Annotated in this window: 14 protein-coding genes; 3 read left to right on the top strand and 11 right to left on the bottom strand. The window is 44.8% G+C overall.

The window, feature by feature from the left end:
• Window positions 1–48: 48 nt before the first annotated feature.
• From AB1552_08625 to kdsB, 8 genes are all read right to left on the bottom strand, one after another.
• Complete coding sequence (locus tag AB1552_08625; protein MEW6053836.1) at window positions 49–3,138, bottom strand: PAS domain S-box protein; 3,090 nt, start codon at window positions 3,136–3,138, stop codon at window positions 49–51.
• Between the two features lie 27 nt (window positions 3,139–3,165).
• Entirely contained in the window at window positions 3,166–8,355 is a 5,190-nt protein-coding gene (locus AB1552_08620) for an AAA family ATPase (protein ID MEW6053835.1), read from the bottom strand.
• A 156-nt stretch (window positions 8,356–8,511) separates the two neighbouring features.
• On the bottom strand, window positions 8,512–9,036 hold the full coding sequence (locus tag AB1552_08615; protein ID MEW6053834.1) for a heme NO-binding domain-containing protein: 525 nt from the start codon (window positions 9,034–9,036) through the stop codon (window positions 8,512–8,514).
• Window positions 9,037–9,210: 174 nt separating this feature from the next.
• Window positions 9,211–10,236 (bottom strand): response regulator, encoded by a 1,026-nt coding sequence (locus AB1552_08610; protein ID MEW6053833.1) that lies wholly within the window; start codon window positions 10,234–10,236, stop codon window positions 9,211–9,213.
• A 331-nt stretch (window positions 10,237–10,567) separates the two neighbouring features.
• Window positions 10,568–11,581: a KpsF/GutQ family sugar-phosphate isomerase gene (locus AB1552_08605; GenBank protein MEW6053832.1), complete on the bottom strand. Its 1,014-nt coding sequence runs from the start codon at window positions 11,579–11,581 to the stop codon at window positions 10,568–10,570.
• A gap of 65 nt (window positions 11,582–11,646) precedes the next feature.
• Window positions 11,647–12,480 carry a 3-deoxy-8-phosphooctulonate synthase gene (gene kdsA, locus AB1552_08600; GenBank protein MEW6053831.1) on the bottom strand — a complete coding sequence of 278 codons (834 nt, stop codon included), beginning with the start codon at window positions 12,478–12,480 and terminating at the stop codon, window positions 11,647–11,649.
• 6 nt (window positions 12,481–12,486) lie between these two features.
• Complete coding sequence (locus tag AB1552_08595; protein ID MEW6053830.1) at window positions 12,487–14,163, bottom strand: CTP synthase; 1,677 nt, start codon at window positions 14,161–14,163, stop codon at window positions 12,487–12,489.
• Entirely contained in the window at window positions 14,142–14,912 is a 771-nt protein-coding gene (gene kdsB, locus AB1552_08590; GenBank protein ID MEW6053829.1) for a 3-deoxy-manno-octulosonate cytidylyltransferase, read from the bottom strand. The genes AB1552_08595 and kdsB overlap by 22 nt, the downstream gene beginning before the upstream one ends.
• A gap of 315 nt (window positions 14,913–15,227) precedes the next feature.
• On the opposite strand from kdsB, the gene AB1552_08585 reads away from it, so the two are divergent.
• The 3 genes from AB1552_08585 to AB1552_08575 all read left to right on the top strand — a co-directional run bounded on the left by AB1552_08585 (window position 15,228) and on the right by AB1552_08575 (window position 17,335).
• Window positions 15,228–15,896, top strand: coding sequence for a site-2 protease family protein (locus AB1552_08585; GenBank protein MEW6053828.1), 669 nt, complete (start codon window positions 15,228–15,230; stop codon window positions 15,894–15,896).
• 33 nt (window positions 15,897–15,929) lie between these two features.
• Entirely contained in the window at window positions 15,930–16,916 is a 987-nt protein-coding gene (trpS, locus tag AB1552_08580; protein MEW6053827.1) for a tryptophan--tRNA ligase, read from the top strand.
• Between the two features lie 101 nt (window positions 16,917–17,017).
• Window positions 17,018–17,335 carry a hypothetical protein gene (locus AB1552_08575; GenBank protein ID MEW6053826.1) on the top strand — a complete coding sequence of 106 codons (318 nt, stop codon included), beginning with the start codon at window positions 17,018–17,020 and terminating at the stop codon, window positions 17,333–17,335.
• 32 nt (window positions 17,336–17,367) lie between these two features.
• Here AB1552_08575 and AB1552_08570 read toward each other — a convergent pair whose 3' ends face one another.
• The 3 genes from AB1552_08570 to AB1552_08560 form a co-directional block, all read right to left on the bottom strand.
• Window positions 17,368–18,090 carry a cytochrome c biogenesis protein CcdA gene (locus tag AB1552_08570; GenBank protein MEW6053825.1) on the bottom strand — a complete coding sequence of 241 codons (723 nt, stop codon included), beginning with the start codon at window positions 18,088–18,090 and terminating at the stop codon, window positions 17,368–17,370.
• Between the two features lie 84 nt (window positions 18,091–18,174).
• Window positions 18,175–18,660, bottom strand: coding sequence for a MogA/MoaB family molybdenum cofactor biosynthesis protein (locus tag AB1552_08565; GenBank protein MEW6053824.1), 486 nt, complete (start codon window positions 18,658–18,660; stop codon window positions 18,175–18,177).
• 23 nt (window positions 18,661–18,683) lie between these two features.
• A complete protein-coding gene (locus AB1552_08560) occupies window positions 18,684–19,130 on the bottom strand; it encodes an MOSC domain-containing protein (protein ID MEW6053823.1) in 447 nt (148 codons plus the stop codon).
• Window positions 19,131–19,139 lie beyond the last annotated feature (9 nt).

Raw genomic sequence — 19,139 nt, 5'->3', positions numbered from 1 at the left:
ATTGTCAGATCAAGTCTTGATAAGTACAAATAGACCCTGAAAAATGGCTCAATTATCCATTAACTCTCTCAGTTTTCTTAAGAGCTCATAAGGTGAATTAGGTTTTTGCATTAAAGTAATCCCCTCTTCAAGAGCTCCTTTTTTCTGAATAATATCATCAGCATACCCGCTCATGAAAAGGACTTTCATATCAGGCCTTATTTTCTTTATCGCTTCAAAAGCTTCTTTGCCGTTCTTTTTGGGCATTATCAGATCAAATATGAGAAATTGGATTTTGTCTTTATCTTTTATAAATTTATCTATCGCATCCTCTCCATTTACAGCCTCGATAACCTGATAGCCAAAACTATCAAGCACATTTCTCGTCAGATTCCTGACTTCTTTATCATCTTCTGCTAAGAGTATTACCTCTGTACCGGTTTTGGGCATGGAAATAGCCGCGGGTTTTACTTCTTCAACATTTGATTTAATCAACGGCAAATATATCTTAAATACTGTGCCCTTTCCCAATTCACTATAAACATCTATATATCCGCCATGCTGCTCAACTATACCGTATGCCATTGAGAGGCCGAGCCCGGTTCCTTTGCCCACCTCCTTCGTAGTAAAAAAAGGCTCAAATATCTTCTCCTTTGTAATATTATCCATACCATGACCTGTGTCCATGACCGATATTAAGGCATAATGCCCACGACTGCCAAAGCCATGGGCATTGATAAAATCATCGTCGAGTATCAATACGTCTGTTCTGATAATAAGACTCCCACCGTCAGACATTGCATCCCGTGCATTTGTTGCAAGATTCATCAGCACTTGTTCTATTTGGGGCGCATCTGCAATCACAATCAAATCTTCACTGGAAAGATGCACTGAAACCTCTATGTCTTCACCGATGAGTCTGGGCAGCAGCTTTTCAATGGCAATAATAATTTCATTTATATTAACAGGCTTTGTGTTGATAAGCTGCTTCCTGCTGAAGGCAAGCAGCGCTTGGGTCAGGCTCGCAGCTTTTTCTCCTGAATCCACGATACTGTCCACATAACCACTCATCGTTTCATCTTGGGTTAGCCCAATCTGTAAAAGGTTGCCATATCCGATTATCGCAGTGAGGATATTGTTAAAATCATGAGCAATGCCTCCTGCAAACTGTCCTATCGCTTCCATCTTCTGTGCATGGAGAAGCTGTGCTTCAAGTTTCTTCTTTTCGGTTATATCATGAACAATCTCAATAACTGAATCTATTTTCCCCGATGCGTTCTTCATGGGAAATGATTTCATGGATATGTACAAAGGAGTGTTGTCCTTATCATAATGTGTGTGGACAGATGAGCAAGGTTCCCCTGTTTCAAAAGTATATCTCACCGAACATTCCTCCCCCAGCTCATAACAGGGAATATCTTTCCTATGAGATATTTCATAGCAGTGTTTGCCTATAATATCACTGACCGGCATCTTAACCTGAGCACAAAAGGCTCGGTTTGCAGAGATAATCCTATATTCACGGTCTATAACAATAAACCCTTCGTCAACACTTTCAAGAATATTTTTTATAAAATCTTCATTTTTTTTGCGTTCAGTTAAGTCTCGAATAACCCCTACCGCATTCCATTGTTCTTTAATTTGTATGGCTGAAGTGGAAACTTCTATCGGGAATTCAGTCCCATCCTTCCTTAGAGCCAAAAACTCGGACGTAGTTCCTACAGCAGGCCCCTGCCCTGTTTCCTTGAATGTATGAAACCCTTTCTTGTATAAATCATAATAGCTTGCGGGAGCTAACAGCGTATGCAATTCCTTGCCGAGCGCTTCCTCACTCGTGTACCCAAACATTCGTTCAGCAGAACGATTCCAGTACGATATCTTGCCCTCGTTATCCATTAGAAGAATTGCGTCAACTGCCGTATTAGTGATTGTATGGAATTTTTCCTTGCTTTCAAGCATTACCTCTTCAGCACGCCTGTGCTCGGTGATGTCACGAAAGACTAAAACTACACCGATGATATTGCCTTCTTTATCCTTGATAGGTGCATTGCTGTCTGAGATGATTCTTTCCGTCCCATCTCTGGCAACAAGTATCTTATGTCCGGAGATCTTGACAATCAACCCGGTCATGATAACTCCCGCAATAGGGCATTCAGCAGCCTTACGGGTCTTTTCATCGATAATATGGAAGACCTCGGAATAAGGTTTGCCTACAGCCTCTTCTTGTGTCCAGCCTGTAAGTTCCTCTGCTACTTGATTAAGTAGGAGTATCTTGCCTTCTCTATCAGTAGCGATAACACCATCTCCTATAGAGCAAAGTGTTACGTGAAGACGTTCTTTTTCCGCAGCAAGCTCTTTTTGCATCTTCTTTTTCACGGTAATATCCCGCATTATACTCCTGGTCTTAACAGGCTCTCCTTTTTCATCATAGACTACGCTGACATTAATACTTACACTAATCACACGCCCGTCCTTACAGACGACCTGTCTCTCTAATCCGGAAAGGCTGCCTTTCTTAAGTAAGGCAGGGAAATCCTTTTCAAACTCCTTTTTTGAATCCTCGGTAAAGATATCGGTAAGATGCCTCCCGATCAATTCTTCCTTAAAGTAGCCAAGGATATCCGCCTCGGTCTGGTTAACTTCAACAATATAGCCATCTTTATCGATTGAGTGGTACATATCAGGTGCATGGTCATAGAGATCACGATATTTCTCTTCAGCCATGATCAGATCAGCAGTCTTTCTTTCAACTTCTTTCCTCAGCTTCAGTTGGTTCAAACAGTTGGCAATAGTGTTCAATATCTCTCTTGATTCAAAAGGCTTTTCAATAAAGTCATAGACACCAAGACGAAATGTAGCAACAGATTTCTCTTTATCAGCATAGCCCGTAATTATGATTACTTCCGTATCTTTATATTCTTCTTTAATTCTTTGCAATACCTCGATCCCATCCATTCCGGGCATGACGATATCGAGAATAACAAGGTCAAAAGGTTGAGAAGACATGATCTGAAGGCATTCCAACCCGTTCGAAGCAGTTACTACCTCATAGTAGTATTCTCGCAATAAACCGCCCAGACTTTGCCTGATTCTTTCTTCGTCATCAACTACTAAAATCCTATGCATTTTTCCAACTCGGTTCTTCAGCAATCCATCCAATCACCCTTATGATTAAAGGGGATATTTTTATTTCTTCAGAGGCAGGTATACCCTGAAGGTTGTACCCACATCCATTCCGCTTTCAAAATCTATCTTGCCGCCGTGTTTTTCAATAATTCCATAACTAACACTTAATCCAAGACCCGCACCCCGCGGCGTCTTTGTAGTAAAGAAGGGATCAAATATCTTATCGCAATACTCTTCTGGAATACCGGCACCTGTATCCCGAATACTTATAACTGCATATGGATCCCTCTTATTTACGGAAATGGTTATTCTTCCTCCTTTCTTCTTCTCGAGAATAGACTCACAGCCGTTGTTGATCATATTTATTAAAACCTGCTCAATCTGCCTTTTATCAGCAAAAATTTCCTCAACTTCTATCTCTTCAACAGAGATCAGGACATTGACACGTTTGTAGTCAGACTCATGAAGAGCTACAACACTTTCTACAGAGTCTCTAAGATTGTGCAGGCTAAATTCCGGCTTACTTTCTCTGGCGTAGTCGAGAAGGGCCATGGTAATTCTATTTGCAGTCCGAGTAGCTTCCTCAATAACCCGGGCACGTTCTATTACATATTGTGGAGAAAGATCTTTCCCATTTTCTATTTTTACTACTAGTCTCTGTGCCTCGGTAAGCACAGGCGTTAACTGGTTCTTAATTTCATGTGCTACGCCTGCGGCAAGGCGGCCGAGGCCAACATGTTTTTCAGCCATGATCAATCCCTGCTGAGCTTCAGTCAGTTTGCGTGTGCGTTCCTCAACTAACTCTTCCAGATGGTCACGGTGCCTCTTTAAAGATTCCTCCGCCTTTTTCATCTCATCTAACAATCGGGCATTCTCCAGAGAGATTGCTGCCTGTGAGGTTAGCAATTCTGTCATTTGTGTCTTTTCGGATGTAAAAACCGAATCAGCCAGTCTATTCTCGAGAAACAAAATCCCGACCATTTTGGCTTGTTTAATCACGGGGAGGCACAAGACGGATTTTTGTTCAATAGTATGATCTGTAAGAGCGCCCTTAAATTTGCACTCTTCACAGCCATGTTCAAGGAGAAATCTCTCTTTAGTGCGGTGGACATAACGAATAATTGGTGAACAGATATCTTTGTGTTCCTCAAGTTTTAGCGCTGTAGTCCGAACAACATCTTTATCGGCAATATGGCTTTCAGCGCAGATAACCAAATCCCCATCTTCTTCAATCAAAAGATACCCGTGCTGTGCCCCTGATGCCTCCAGAACTACATTCATGATCTTTCTCAACAAGACATCCTCTTCAATCTCTGCTGAAATGGCAAGTGAGGATTTCATCAGGTAATCGACATCCAGTCTGGGAAGGGCATATAATGCTGCAGGTTCTGTCTTAACTGGCATATGGGCACAGAATTCTTCCTCGAAATACTCAGGGTATTTTTCCATAAGAAAAATTTCTTTTCGTTCCGCCCGACATTTTCTGTATAAACGGACAGCCTCTGCAAAATACACGCCGGCTGTACCCACACCTGCATTCTTGAGAAGTTCACCCAGGCATTCATTAAGATGACCTTCCAATAAGGTGTATCGCTGTTCACAGGCAATGGCTATCGCATCGAAGTAGAGGCTTCTGGCTTTTCTGAACTCTCCGGCAACCCTTTCCATTTCAGCATAAATAAAGGCCAAATATGGTTTTAGCAAAGGCCCTAATTGAGCCCAAGTTTCAATCTTCTTAATGATCGATTGAATGTAAGATAACAATTCATCTTTGTTCTTGTAAAAGATCCCTCTTTCATATAATTTAAGGGCATTCAGCGCCTTAAAGACATACCACTGCCGCTTCAGTACATTATCGGTAAGCCCGGTCAGATAGCGATTAACATCCTGCAAATACTGTTCTGCCTTTTCGTACTCACCGAAATAATAATGGGTCAAGGCCATGTGGACAAAGTAGCTTCCTGCTGATGCAATATGATTATCCTGTTCCCATTTCTTAATCTTCTCCTCCATGGGTATGGGTACATAGTTTTTCTTCATCGGCTCGATCCAACCTGCCTGCATCGCCTCGGCCAGACCAACGGAAAATGATAGATAATATCTCTGTGAAAACTGAAGACACTCATTAGCATATTCCTCAATAGTTTGCAGGTTAGCTCCCTGCACCTGAAGGTTCCACATCAAAGGGCCGTAAGCTAGCCCCGCATTATAAAGATCTCCGCAGTTTTTGCCACACTGGATTGATTTCAGACAGTATGTAACTATTTCTTCAGGGTGACTCCTCGAATGCGCGTTACACCATACAACCCCGTTCATCCCCCTTGTGGCTCCAAAGGTGTTAGGGTGCTTTTCGGACAGATCACGTGCTAAGTCTTCGTAGCGAAAGGCCTTCTTAAATTCTCCCTGTTCCCCAAGATAGAGACCCATGATAGAAAAAGAATAGATTACTGATTCATCCATTCCGCCTGCAAGGCAGTGTTGTGTTGACTGTACGGCTGAGAGGTATAATTGAGGTACCAGACCGGACATATACAGGTCAGGAATAAGTTCACTGTAGAAGGCCAGTTCAATCTTGCTCTTCCTTTCTGTAGTAAATGGCATATTCAGGATAATATCCCAATTTTTGGAGCCATATTTACAGTCGATCTCATTCATCAACTGCTCCCGTTTTTTCTCTGCAAGCTCAGGAACATCAGGGATGGATTTTCCGAAAAAAGCCAAACCACGATTGGCAGTTTCAATGGCCTTAATGAAATTGCCGATGGATGAGAGCGAGGTGGTCTGTTCCGCTAAAGCCTCTGCCTTGTCCAGATCGGTTTTGGCATTGCTGAGCAATTGATTGAGCAGTTTTTCCGATTGGTCATATCTTCCGCACATTAATTCGGTCTTAGCCAATTTCTGGTATATCTTGAACGTCTGATCATATTGTACTTCCCAACAATCATCCGGCAGAAGCTTAAGGCTCTGTCGAAAATATTCGTTAGCTGCCTCTGTCGCCAGTGAATCAAATGCCTTGTTACCTGCATGAGAGTTGATATTCGATAATATGTATGCTGTTTCTTTGTCTAATGTCTCTCCCCTTCCAAGATTGAGATGGGATGCAATGGTAAAGAGGTTATCAAGTTTCTCAATATCTGTCTCTTTGGGGATAGCCGAAAGAAGGTGGTTTCCGACCTGCCAGTGTATCTTCCTCCGTCTTTCAGATTCTATAGCGGAAAGGACCGCTTCCTGCACACGGTCGTGCACAAATTGCAATTGATCTTTCACCTCTATCAGAAGCCCCTGGCCTAAGGCCGGTTTCAATATTTCAAAGATATCAAGCAGTGCAATTCCTCTGACTAAGGCTACCTCATTCGGTGTGAAAAGGTTTCCCATGCAGGCGCAGTATTCGAGCAGGGTTCTGCTCTCGCGAGGCATTTTTTGTACCTTTGAGCTGAAAAGTCTCACCACAGTAGTTGGCATGTCGGATTTTCTTATTTTATCCAGATCCCAGCGCCACTGCCTGGTCCCATCTAAAAAGAGCAAATCTTCATTGTGAAGATAAGAAAGGCTCTCGCTTACAAAGAGAGGATTCCCTTCAGTAAGTCCTGTTATGAAATTGGCTAAGGCCTCTGTTTGTGAAAGAGGCGAATCGAGGATATAAGAGACCATTTCATGGCAGTGCTCAGGCTGAAGGGGGCTCAACCTGATTTCTTTTATGGGTTGACGTTTTTCTATGATACTCTGTATGAGCTTTGTCAGAGGATGGCTAAGATCCACCTCGGCATGGCGATACGCTCCTAAAAGAAACAGATATGGATGCTCCTTGTAGTTGGCAAATATATTAGCCAGGAAATCAAAGGAGGCAAAATCGCACCACTGAAGATCATCGATAAAAAGCGTCAGGGGGTGTTCGTCGCTGGCCAGGCAGGTTAAGAAACGACTAAAAACATCGTTGAAGCGGTTTCTCGATTCTACAGGGGGGAGCGACTTGACCTCAGGGTGATGGCCGATCAGGATCGTAAGTTCAGGAATCACATCTGTTATCACCCTTCCATTTTCACCCACTGCTTTGATTATCTTTTTCCTCCAGAGAGAAACCCTTTCATTGCTTTCCGTTAAGAATGTTCTGATTAAATTCCTGAGAGCCTGTATTATCGAACTATATGGAATATTTTTTTGATAGACATCAAATTTCCCGGATGTAAAATAGCCTCTGTGCTCCACGATCGGTCTCTGCAGCTCCTGAATCACGCGTGTTTTTCCAATACCAGGCGAACCGGAAATTAATAAACAACGGAAAGGACCTCTCGCCGCTTCATTGTATTCCTTAAGGATAATTTCCGCCTCATTATCACGCCCTACCATTTTAGAGGCGAATATAACCCGATGATTACGATCATAACTGCCTAAAGGAAATTCTCTGATTATACCTTCGGTTAAATATGCATCCTGGCACCGCTTCAGATCAGCAAAAAGGCCGCTACCACTTTGGTACCGTTTTTCCGGCTGCTTACGTGTCAACCTGGTAACGATCTTACTTAAAGCAGGTGGAATCTCAGAATTTAATTCGTGTACAGGCAACGCTTCTTCTGCCAAGTGGGAATGAATCAATTCCAGAGGATCGGGAGAAAAGAAAGGAAGACGCCCGGTCAACATTTCATAGAAGACAATTCCTAGAGAATATAGGTCAGAAGAAAAATCAATCCTATTGCTGATACGCCCAGTCTGTTCGGGAGAGGTATATGCAAGAGTCTCCTCAACGAAAGATCGTTCATAAATAAAATGGCTCACATCCCTAACGTCAATAGGTGCTATAAAATTAATTAATCTTATATCGAGCATATCCGGGCTAACTATTATGTTAGAGGTTTTGACTCCGCCATGAATAATCCCTGCCTCATGAACTTTATCCAGAGCTTGAGACAGCTTACAGGCTATGACGAAAAAATCATTTATAGAAATCTTATCCTGTGTTCTGGCCCACTTGTCGAGAGTTGTTCCTTCGATATAGTCCTGCGTAATGAATGAAATACCCCCTTTTACTTCAAAGGAGAGAGGTGTAATCAGCAAAGGATCATTTAATACCTTGAGGTGTTCGATCTTTTGTCTGAAATAGGATCTTTGGAGTTCTGACAGGGAAGCTGTCTTGATAACCGTAAGCACTAATGGTCGATTCGGATTTTTGGCGTGAAAAGCCTTATAAACGATTGAATGGGGACTTTCTCCTAATTGTTCAACAATATCATACCCGGGGATTATGGTTCTCATCTAGATTCCTCGAAATTTCATCATATTATCTCCTCTTTCTAAGCAAGCTCGATTAGAGAAACAGATTAACTTACTTCCCTAATCGGTATTGAATAATTCATAACTGTTCTCTCTTCTGCTTTAGTTTTTTGTGCCATACTGGACATTGCGGCATTTTTACTCAGGGAAAACAACCTTTACCTTGTCCAGCCCCAGCTTTGTTACTATTAAATCCTCCCTATAATATTTTCCAACCCCTTTTACCAAACCAACCATGAAATCAATTAATCTCCTCTTGGATATATATTTGATAATGAGGGTTTTGTCGTCTTTCCACTCATAGTCAAATCTTGGCGGGCGGGCATTGTTAATGGTTTTTGTTGTAATTATATGAACTTTATCCATATTTAAAAGAAACTCCTTTGCTGAATTTACCCCTCTGTAATACGGTGCATAAATCCTTGGCGCAAAAGCATTGACCCAGTAATCTCCAAAAGCATCAGCAGCCTGAACAAGCGAAATGTTCAGAACTTTGCACACGGAATCAACGATCTTCAGTATTTGAACGTCTTCAATATCTTCCGTTGCCAAGAAAATAGTGTTTTTTTCAATCCCAGATCTTTCAAGGGCATCTTCCCATTTATCTCTTCCGAACTTTTCTCTTACCAAATCTCCTAAACATTTAACAATTACACCTTTCATTTATTCCCCTCCCGTGTTTTGCAGATTAGCTGTTGAGCCATTGAGCGAAACGATGACCGTTTATTTCGTTCATTAAATAAGCCTAATTCGACAGAATTCCTCTTGAAACAGTGTTTATGCCTATTATGAAGAAAATCATGCCTTTTGTCTGTCAGGAAAGTTTGACAGTCTATGTTATTCGAGAGGAGTCAAACTGTGCTGGATGGCAAATTTGATAAGACCCTGAAGATTTCTGACACCCAATTTCACCATCAGACGGCTGCGGTACGTTTCGACTGTTTTGGATGAGAGGGAAAGAATTTCTGCAATTTCTGCACTCGTCATCCCCTCAATAACGAGTTGCAGAATTTTCCTTTCGCGTGTGCTGAGTCTGCGAAGTAGCTGTTCCACCTGTTTGCGTTTTGTGATATCACGCGAGACTCCAAGAATCTCAACAGGCCAGCAATCATCTCCGCGCAGGAATATCATTTTATCCTCGGTCCAGACTGTGGAGCCATCTTTGCATTTACACTCGATTTCCAGTGTCCGCGTTCGGAACATATCCTTATGTTCTATTTTTTCGATAGCCATCTCTTCCTCAAGGGTTTTCAGGGCAACAGCTAAAGAGGCAGGAGTCAAAATTTCTTCCAACGTCTGGGTCATTACTTCCTCAACGCTATAACCGCGAAGACGCGTTACAGAGGGGCTTACGTAAGTAAGTCGCAGACTATTGATATTCATAGTCCATATGACATCTGCTACGTTTTCGGCAAGGAGACGATAGCGTTTCTCGGATTCCCCAAGTTCCTGTGTTTTACTTGCAATCTCTTTTCGTAAGGAGAGTTGATTCAAACAGTTGGCAATGGTATTCAGTATTAATTTTGACTCAAAAGGCTTCTCAATAAAGTCATGTACACCCATTCGGAAGGTGGTTATAGCCTTCGTTTTGTCTGCATATCCGGTAATTACGATTATTTCGGTATCCTTGTATTTCTTCCTGATTTCCTGCAGGATGTCTATCCCGTTCCTCTCCGGCATAACGATATCAAGAATAACAAGGTCAAAATGTTGCACAGACATGATTTGCAGGCATTCCGAGCCGTTCCCGGCAGTTATCACATCATAGCCTTGATCCTCAAGTAAACCGCTAAGACTTTTCCTTATTGTATCTTCATCATCAACCACCAACACCTTATATTGTTTATTGGTACTGTCTTCCATAGCTAACAAAAGCTTATTATTTCCCAGGTTGATTGTCAATGAATTGTGTCAGAGAAGGAAAATATCAGATATCTTCATCATGCAGAGCAAGGAGAGCGGCTTGCTCCTGCACGGTCGTGAAGTTCAGGGCTGCAATGGCTGTAAAGGACGCTATCCCCGCCAAAAAATAAATTTATTATCTATCCAGCTATTACTGAAAAAAGGCTTTCCATCGGGAATGCCTTTCTAATTGAAGAACGTGCCCGGAAATATCATGAATCCCGGAATATATCTCCGGGAGCTGCCTTACCCTTACAGGAGAGAGGGAAAAGAAATACAATGGAGCACATTATCAGACGATTCCCTGCCTCAGGATGTCATGCAGGTGGATAATTCCAACAGGCCTGCCATTTTCATCCGGCACGATCAGGGCGGTGATGGAGCAGCTCTCCATGACCGATAACGCCCTTGCTGCAAGCTCTTCCCTGGATATGGTCTTGGGATTTTCTGTCATAACTTTTTTCACCTTCATCTTGAAAATCCGCCCCTCCCATTTCTCCAGGCCCCTCCGTATGTCCCCATCGGTGATCACTCCGCTTAATCTGTTGTCTCTGTCTATCACAACGGCATGGCCGAGCCTTTTTGAGGATATCTCAATCAATGCCTTTGAAACAGGCGTTTCGAGAGTGACAACAGGAAGACCCTCACCACTGTGCATGAGGTCTTCGACCTTAATAAAAAATTTTTTCCCGATACTCCCGCCGGGATGCAGGAGGGCAAAATCCTGTTCGTTTAATCCCCTCTTTGTAAGCAATGCCACAGCAAGCGCATCTCCCATTGCGAGGGTTGCGGTTGTCGAAGCGGTAGGAATAATGCCCATGGGACAGGCTTCTTCCTGCACCGATATGTCAAGCATTACATCTGAAGACTTCGCAAGGGTTGAGTTTGGCTTTCCGGTCATAGAAATCAGCTTTACACGGTATCTTTTCAAAAAGGGTATCAGTCCGACAAGTTCCGCGGTCTCCCCGCTGTTCGAAATGGCGATAACGATATCCCGTTCGGTTACCATTCCAAGGTCACCATGGCTTGCCTCGGCAGGATGGAGAAAAAATGCCGGCGTGCCGGTGGAAGCGAGGGTTGCGGCTATTTTCTTTCCGACCAGTCCAGACTTGCCCATGCCTGATACGACTACTCTTCCCCTGCAGGAGAACACCAGATCAACAGTTTTTTCAAAACTGCTGTTCAGGCGCTTTGCAAGAGAACGGACTGCGGCGGCCTCTGTCTCGAGGACCTGTCTGGCAACATGTATGATATTATCCTCTGATTGTGTCTTTTTCCGGCGGTTTTCTAGTTTTCTTCTGACCATAGCAGTATGTTAGCACAACCCGGATATCATAACAGATTTTCGTTTTCAGGGAATGGAATATTGGTTCAATTAACTGACCGTTTTTTCACCAGACTGTCGATGGCTTTGACAGTTTTCAGCAATGTCTGAAGTTCTGAAAGCCTTATCATATTCGGCCCGTCGCACAACGCCTTTTCCGGGTCAGGATGCACTTCCATAAACAGTCCGTCCACACCGGTTGCAACTGCTGCCCTTGCGAGGGGTTCTGCGAATTCCCTCTGCCCTCCGGATGACGTTCCTTTTCCTCCGGGAAGCTGAAGACTGTGGGTAACGTCGAAGATAACAGGGAATCCGAATGACCGTATGATCGGAATCCCTCTGAAATCTACCACAAGATTATTGTATCCAAAAGATGTCCCTCTTTCTGTGATAAAGAGATTCCTGTTCCCTGTTGAGACAAATTTGTCGATGATGTTCCGTACATCCCAGGGGGCAATAAACTGTCCCTTTTTGATATTGACCGGTTTTCCGGAATTCGCTGCCGCCAGAATAAGGTCTGTCTGCCTGCACAGGAGAGCGGGTATCTGGATCATATCCAGCACTTCCGCAGCCGGCCTGACTTCTTCGACAGAATGGACATCTGCGATGACAGGGATATGAAATCTGCTTTTCACATCCATAAGGATTCTTAATCCCTTTTCTATTCCCGGCCCCCTGAATGAAGACACAGATGTCCGGTTTGCCTTGTCATAGGAACTCTTGAACAACAGGGGAAGACCTTCACGGGCACACATTTCGCGGAGCATCTCCGCAGAGTGAAATACTACATCTTCATTCTCGATCACACACGGGCCAGCAATAATAAACAGGGGATTGTTATCGCCGCCGAGTATGGCATCGGAGACGGGTATTCCGTCCATTGCCACCTAAACACCCCTGCTTTTTTCTTCTCTGTTCACTTCCATATGCGGGAACAACGATCTCTTCTCGCGCAATGCAGCTCCGATAAATTCCCTGAAAAGAGGATGGGGATCTGTCGGCCGTGACTTGAATTCAGGATGGAACTGGCAGCCGAGGAACCATGGATGGTCCTCAATTTCAATGATTTCGACAAGCTCCTCGTCAGGACTGAGACCGCTTATTTTCAGACCATGTCTCGTGAGGATTCCCCGGTAGGCATTGTTGAATTCATACCTGTGGCGGTGCCTCTCTGATATCTCTTTCACTCCATATGCCCTGTACGCATTAGTCCCCTCCTTGAGTGTACAGGGATAAGCGCCCAGCCTCATAGTGCCACCCATGTGGGAACTTTCCGAACGGACCTCAACCCTCTCCTTTCTGAAGTCATACCAGCGTTCCATGAGATAGATGACCGGGTCCTTCGTATTCAGATCGAATTCTGTGCTGTTTGCAGGGAGACCGCACGCGTTCCTGGCGAACTCTATTACCGCACACTGCATGCCGAGACAAATACCAAAAAAAGGCATTTTCTTTTCACGTGCATAATTTATGGCCTTAACTTTGCCCTCGATGCCTCTGTATCCGAATCCTCCCGGAACAAGGATTCCGCCTGCATCCGACAGATACCTTTCAGGGCCGAGTATTTCTATCTCTTCTGAATCTATCCACTTCAGGTTTACACGAGTATCATTCGCAATACCACCGTGGGTAAGCGCCTCTATAAGGCTCTTGTATGAATCCTTCAGCCCTGTGTACTTCCCGACTATTGCTATCGTTACCTCATGCTTTGGTTCCTTTATCTTTCTTATGATATCCTTCCAGAGCGAGAGATCAGGCTCACTCGGGTTGAGACTGAACTTTCTGGATATAAGATAATCAAGACCTTCATTATGAAAATCCAGCGGGACTTCGTATATCGTATCCACATCTTTTGCTGAAATGACCGCATCTACTTCAAGGTTACAGTGAATCGCGATCTTCTTTTTCACATCCGGGGGGAGCGGCCATTCTGTCCTGCACAATACGATATCCGGCTGAATGCCTATCTCTCTGAACTCCTTTACACTGTGCTGTGTAGGCTTTGTCTTGATTTCACCCGCTGTCTTGATGTAGGGGATGAGGGTAAGATGGATATACAGCACGTTTTCCCTGCCGACATCATACCTGAACTGCCTGATCGCTTCGAGGAACGGGAGGCTTTCGATGTCACCGATAGTCCCCCCTATCTCGACAATAACGACATCGTATCCGTTGCTTGCCGATTTTATGGCACGTTTTATCTCATCCGTTAGGTGAGGAATTACCTGAACCGTCTCCCCGAGATAATCGCCCCTCCTCTCCTTGGTGATGACGTTGTAATATATCTTGCCGGTGGTATAATTGTTCAGCTGCGAGGTGCGTATCGAGGTAAAGCGCTCGTAATGGCCGAGATCAAGATCAGTTTCAGCGCCATCGTCGGTCACAAATACCTCGCCATGCTGGAAAGGACTCAATGTGCCGGGGTCAACATTGATATACGGATCCAGCTTCTGAAGCGTGACCTTCAGGCCTTTCGCCTCAAGGAGGGCGCCGGTCGCAGCTGCTGCAATACCTTTTCCGAGCGCGGAAACGACTCCGCCTGTTACAAAGATGTATTTAGCCATTGTTCTACCCTTTCCAAGTCTTCAGGAGTATCTACCCCATAAGTTTCAAAGAATGTTTCCTTGATCTTGATTGCCATCCCGTTTTCGAGCGCCCTCAGCTGTTCAAGCTTTTCTATGCTTTCGAGTGCTGTCGGAGCCATGCGGGCAAGTGAAAGAAGCACCTCACGACGGTAACTGTAAATCCCTATATGCTTGAAAACTTTAATATGCGCATTATCATGATACCGGGCCATCGAGATATGATCAAGGGATTTCCATTCATCCCTGCAGAAAGGTATCGGTGCCCTTGAAAAGTATATGGCGAAATTCCGGCTGTCAAAGACCACTTTGACAATATTCGGATCGGTTATCTGCGCCGGGTCTTCAATTTTTTTTACGAGTGTTCCGATTGAGGCTTTTTCATCATTCAGGAGGGTTATAACTTCATTGATCATCTCAGGACGTATGAGCGGTTCGTCTCCCTGTACATTGACAATTATATCATAGTCCAGTCCAGCGGCAACTTCAGCAATCCTGTCTGTCCCGGAAGGATGTTTTCTGTCAGTCATAACTGCCTTGCCTCCAAAGGAAAGAACGCGTTCAAAGATGGTTTCGCTGTCGGTTGCCACAAGTACCTCACTGGCAAGCCTGGCCCGCATCGCGTTTTCGTATACATGCTGTATGACAGGCAGGCCTTTCAGGGGGTAAAGGGGTTTTCCCGGGAAACGGGTAGAGTCATAACGGGCAGGGATAATGACTATCGCAGTCATGCTGTACGATATCATTATATACTGCTTATACATATCTTGACAATAGTTTTTCATACAAAGTATAGTTTCTATCTGGAATTTGCCTCTGTGTTTTGGTTCGTCCGCAGCATACCAAAGGACAATACAATGCAAGTCCCCGGTGCCCCTTTATCATTCTCAGGCTGCGTCACCCGATAAGGACTGAGGCGAAAATTGAAAGGGAATTGAGGTACAATACGAAGAGAGAAGACCAGGACTGATTCCCTTCTCTTGCTCATATACATGCGTTACTCGCAGCAAGGGAGAGGGCAAATCTCTCTAGAAAGGGCAAATAGCGTGGAGTTTTCAGAGATTGCGCGGCATATAATCATATCAGCATTTCCTATCCTGATAGCGATTGTGTTTCATGAGCTTTCGCACGGATTCGTGGCAAACAAATTGGGAGATCCCACCGCCAAGATGATGGGCAGGCTTACCTTGAATCCCCTTGCACATATCGATCCTATCGGCACTGTGCTGATGCCTTTGATGCTTATCATATTCACCAATGGTCAGTTCGTGTTCGGATATGCAAAACCCGTCCCCATAAATCCGATGAATTTCAGGAATCCCAAGAGGGATATGGCGATTTCGGCAGCTGCAGGTCCTGTTACCAATATCCTTCTGGCGATTGCAAGCCTGTTTGTTCTCAAGCTCATATTAGCTCCTATGTCATTGATTCTGCCCGATGCCATCAGTTCAAGCGTCATGACTCCTTTAATAATGATTTTCCGGTCGAGCATAATAATTAATGTGGTACTTGCTGCCTTCAACATGATTCCTATCCCTCCTCTGGATGGTGGCCGCGTGCTCATAGGGTTTTTGCCGTATAAACAGGCTGTTTCATTCAGCAAGATCGAGCCTTTCGGATTTATCATTGTCATTTTTATGATCATGACAGGACTGACAAACTATTTCGTCTTACCGCTGGTAAATCTTTTCCTGCGGTTGTTACAGTTGTTCTAAAGCGCAGCATATCCTATTTTCGCGAGGTGGTGAATGAAGAAGTACCGGGTTTTGAGCGGGATGCAATCCAGCGGCAGAGTGCACCTGGGAAATCTCGTCGGAGCATTGAGCAATTGGGTGAAACTGCAGGAGCAGTATGACTGTTATTATTTCGTCGCAGACTGGCATTCCCTTACTACCGGATATGCAGATCCGTCTTCCATAAAAGAGTCTACAAAAGATCTGCTCGTAAATTTTCTGGCGGTCGGCCTGGACCCTGACAAATGCACGATATTCATTCAGTCGAGAGTTCTTGAACATGCAGAGCTTCATCTGCTTCTCTCAATGATCACCCCTGTCGGCTGGCTTGAGAGGGTACCTACCTATAAGGAGAAGCAGCAGGAACTGAAAGATAAAGATCTTTCGACCTACGGATTCCTGGGATACCCTCTCCTCCAGACGGCGGATATCATCATATACAGGGCAAAGTACGTCCCTGTCGGCATTGACCAGGTACCCCATCTGGAGATTAGCCGTGAAATCGCGCGGCGTTTCAATAATCTTTACAAAGAAATCTTTCCTGAACCAGAAGCCCTGCTCACCGAGTTTCCGAAGGTCCCGGGAACCGATGGACGGAAGATGTCGAAAAGCTATGACAATGCGATCTATCTCTCTGACAGCCCGAAAGAAGTTGAACAGAAGATAAGGACGATGGTCACCGATCCCGCACGGGTAAAAAAGACGGACCCGGGAAATCCTGACCTGTCTCCGGTTTATCAGCTTCATAAGGTGTTTTCATCCCTCGAAGAGTGTGAGGAAGTTGCCTCCGGATGCAGAACCGCAGGCATCGGCTGTATTGATTGCAAGAAAATCCTGATCAAAAATGTTTTCAGAGTCATGGAGCCGATCTGGGCAAAACGGGATGAACTCTTGAATACTCCTGACAGACTGTTGGATGTGGTGCACAGGGGAACTGAAAAGGCAGGAAAAGCTGCTGCAGAGACGATGCGGATAGTGCGGGAAGCTATCGGCTTGTATTAGCAGTCCACTGTAATCGCGACACCTTAATACAATGAAGAATACCCGTTATCCTGACTGATATCATTCATGGATTTTACGGGAGCGCCGGTGAGAGCGCATGCATGGAAGAAATCGATGAATTAATCAGACAATATGGTCTTGAGGAAGATGGAGAACACGTTATTATTCCATTTACCGACAAAGATGGGAGGAAATTGCGGCGGTTCCTCCTGAAACGGCGCTTTACCAGGATCGTATATACCGACGGTTATTATATCGATTATCCGCTGACAGACGTCATTAAGGCAACCTTAAGGTATCCTGAGCGGCTGCTGAGCGAGGCGATCTATTTACTCTATAAAGAATCAAACAGGGAACTCCCTGAAACCGGATCTGCCAGGACAGACGCACTCCAAGACAAACAGAACTTTTCTCCATAACCGCGTTCAGGGTTTCCTGCAAAGAATGCAGATTACAATTTGATCCCGAGATCCGGGAAGAGCCTTCCGATGACACGTATCTGATCGGTCAGCAGCATTATGCCGAAGATGATCAGCAGCAGACCACTGATAACCATTATCACCCGCATGTGTTTTGCAATTCTGGATGAATAGCTGAGAAACATATTCATGGCGACAGCTGAGATGAAAAACGGCAATGCGAGGCCGAGCGAGTACACCGCAAGCAGCTGGACCCCGTAAAGAGCAGACCCCTTGGAACCGGCATACACAAGGATTGTTCCGAGTATCGGTCCTATACAGGGACTCCATCCTGCAGCAAAGGTCATCCCGACCAGAAATGTTCCGATATATCCGGCAGGTTTTCCGCTCAGGCGGATCTTCTTTTCCGGCAGGAAAAAGCCGATTTTCAGGAATCCCGCAATAAAAAGACCAAAGACAATAATGAGTGCCCCTCCGATTATCCTGAGGAAGTCCAGGTACATGAAGAGAAACTGACCTATCGCAGACGAGGATATGCCAAGCGCAATGAATACTGTCGAAAACCCGGCGATGAACGCAGCCGAATTTGTCATTGTTACATATCTGATTCTTTTTCTGTCGCTCCCAACAGTGAGGTCTGTGAATGAAATACCGGTAATAAATGACACATATGAAGGAATCAGTGGCAGAACGCAGGGCGACAGGAATGAGAGAATACCTGCGAGAAAGGCAAGGGTGAAGGAGATATCATTCATTGAGAATTTTTTTTCTGTAACGCGGTATCCTTACGCTGCCTTGGCACAGGGAAAAGGCAACGTGCCGCATGTATATTGCTTCTCTTACGGAGTACCGCATTCCGAAGGATCTCCCTTGAGCTTCTCAAGTGCATGCGGGATAACATCAATGATCGCTGTCAGGCTTTCCTGAACCGCCCGGGGACTTCCCGGGAGATTGATGATTAAGGATGTTCCCCTCACGCCAGCCACTGCCCTTGAGAGCATCGCCCTGCGTGTCTTTTTCAAGCCTTCTGTCCTCATGGCTTCGGCAATCCCGGGGACTTCTTTCTCAATGACCTCGAGAGTCGCTTCCGGTGTGACATCTCTGGGAGAAAGGCCTGTCCCGCCTGTAGTGAATATCAGATCAACCTCCTTGCTGTAGTGGAGAAGCTTTTTCTTGATGAGTTCCTTTTCATCAGGCAGAATTTCAGCGTATCTGACCTCAGCCTTAATGCCTTTGAGCATATCCTGAATAGAGGGGCCGCTGAGATCTTCTCTTTCGCCCCTTGCCCCCTTATCGCTTATCGTTAAGACCGCAACTGTTATCATTTGTCCTGAGTCGTTCTGACTGTTTATTGTGTGCTGCGTATTATTATTTCGTCTCCTTCCCTGACCTTCCCCCCCCTGAGCACTTTCACAAATATCCCTTCCTTTGGCATGACACAATCACCGGCCTTCTTGTATATCTCACACCGGGTATGGCATTTCTTGCCTATCTGGCTCACCTCAACCTCTATCTGTTTACCGATTGTCATTTTGGTACCGATCGGGAGTTTCAGCAGGTCAATCCCTTCTGTCGTGATATTCTCTGCAAAATCACCCGGGTTGACTTTCAGCCCGAGTGCCTGCATCTTCCTGATGCTTTCCATGGCCAGAAGGCTTACCTGCCTGTGCCATTCTGAAGACGCATGGGCATCGCCTTCGATGCCAAAGTCTTTTTTTATCATTGCTCCCTTAACCGGTCTCTTCCTGACCCCTTTCCTGTCACTGATATTGACTGAGACTATTTTGCCTTTCATGCCTGGAAT

The sequence above is a fragment of the Nitrospirota bacterium genome (assembly GCA_040754395.1).
GTDB lineage: Bacteria > Nitrospirota > Thermodesulfovibrionia > Thermodesulfovibrionales > SM23-35 > JBFMCL01.
Note: the sequence above shows the minus strand (reverse complement) of the source record. Positions and strands in the feature narration are given on the sequence as shown.

Bases quoted from the DNA above. Each gene is read 5' to 3' on its own strand.
- kdsA (MEW6053831.1), bottom strand. From the start codon at position 12,480: ATGGACGGAATACCCGTCTCCGATGCCATACTCGGCGGCGATAACAAT.
- AB1552_08620 (MEW6053835.1), bottom strand. From the start codon at position 8,355: ATGAGAACCATAATCCCCGGGTATGATATTGTTGAACAATTAGGAGAA.
- AB1552_08570 (MEW6053825.1), bottom strand. From the start codon at position 18,090: ATGAATGATATCTCCTTCACCCTTGCCTTTCTCGCAGGTATTCTCTCA.
- trpS (MEW6053827.1), top strand. From the start codon at position 15,930: ATGAAGAAGTACCGGGTTTTGAGCGGGATGCAATCCAGCGGCAGAGTG.
- kdsB (MEW6053829.1), bottom strand. From the start codon at position 14,912: ATGACTGCGATAGTCATTATCCCTGCCCGTTATGACTCTACCCGTTTC.
- AB1552_08610 (MEW6053833.1), bottom strand. From the start codon at position 10,236: ATGGAAGACAGTACCAATAAACAATATAAGGTGTTGGTGGTTGATGAT.
- AB1552_08565 (MEW6053824.1), bottom strand. From the start codon at position 18,660: ATGATAACAGTTGCGGTCTTAACGATAAGCGATAAGGGGGCAAGGGGC.
- AB1552_08615 (MEW6053834.1), bottom strand. From the start codon at position 9,036: ATGAAAGGTGTAATTGTTAAATGTTTAGGAGATTTGGTAAGAGAAAAG.
- AB1552_08605 (MEW6053832.1), bottom strand. From the start codon at position 11,581: ATGGTCAGAAGAAAACTAGAAAACCGCCGGAAAAAGACACAATCAGAG.
- AB1552_08560 (MEW6053823.1), bottom strand. From the start codon at position 19,130: ATGAAAGGCAAAATAGTCTCAGTCAATATCAGTGACAGGAAAGGGGTC.
- AB1552_08575 (MEW6053826.1), top strand. From the start codon at position 17,018: ATGGAAGAAATCGATGAATTAATCAGACAATATGGTCTTGAGGAAGAT.
- AB1552_08595 (MEW6053830.1), bottom strand. From the start codon at position 14,163: ATGGCTAAATACATCTTTGTAACAGGCGGAGTCGTTTCCGCGCTCGGA.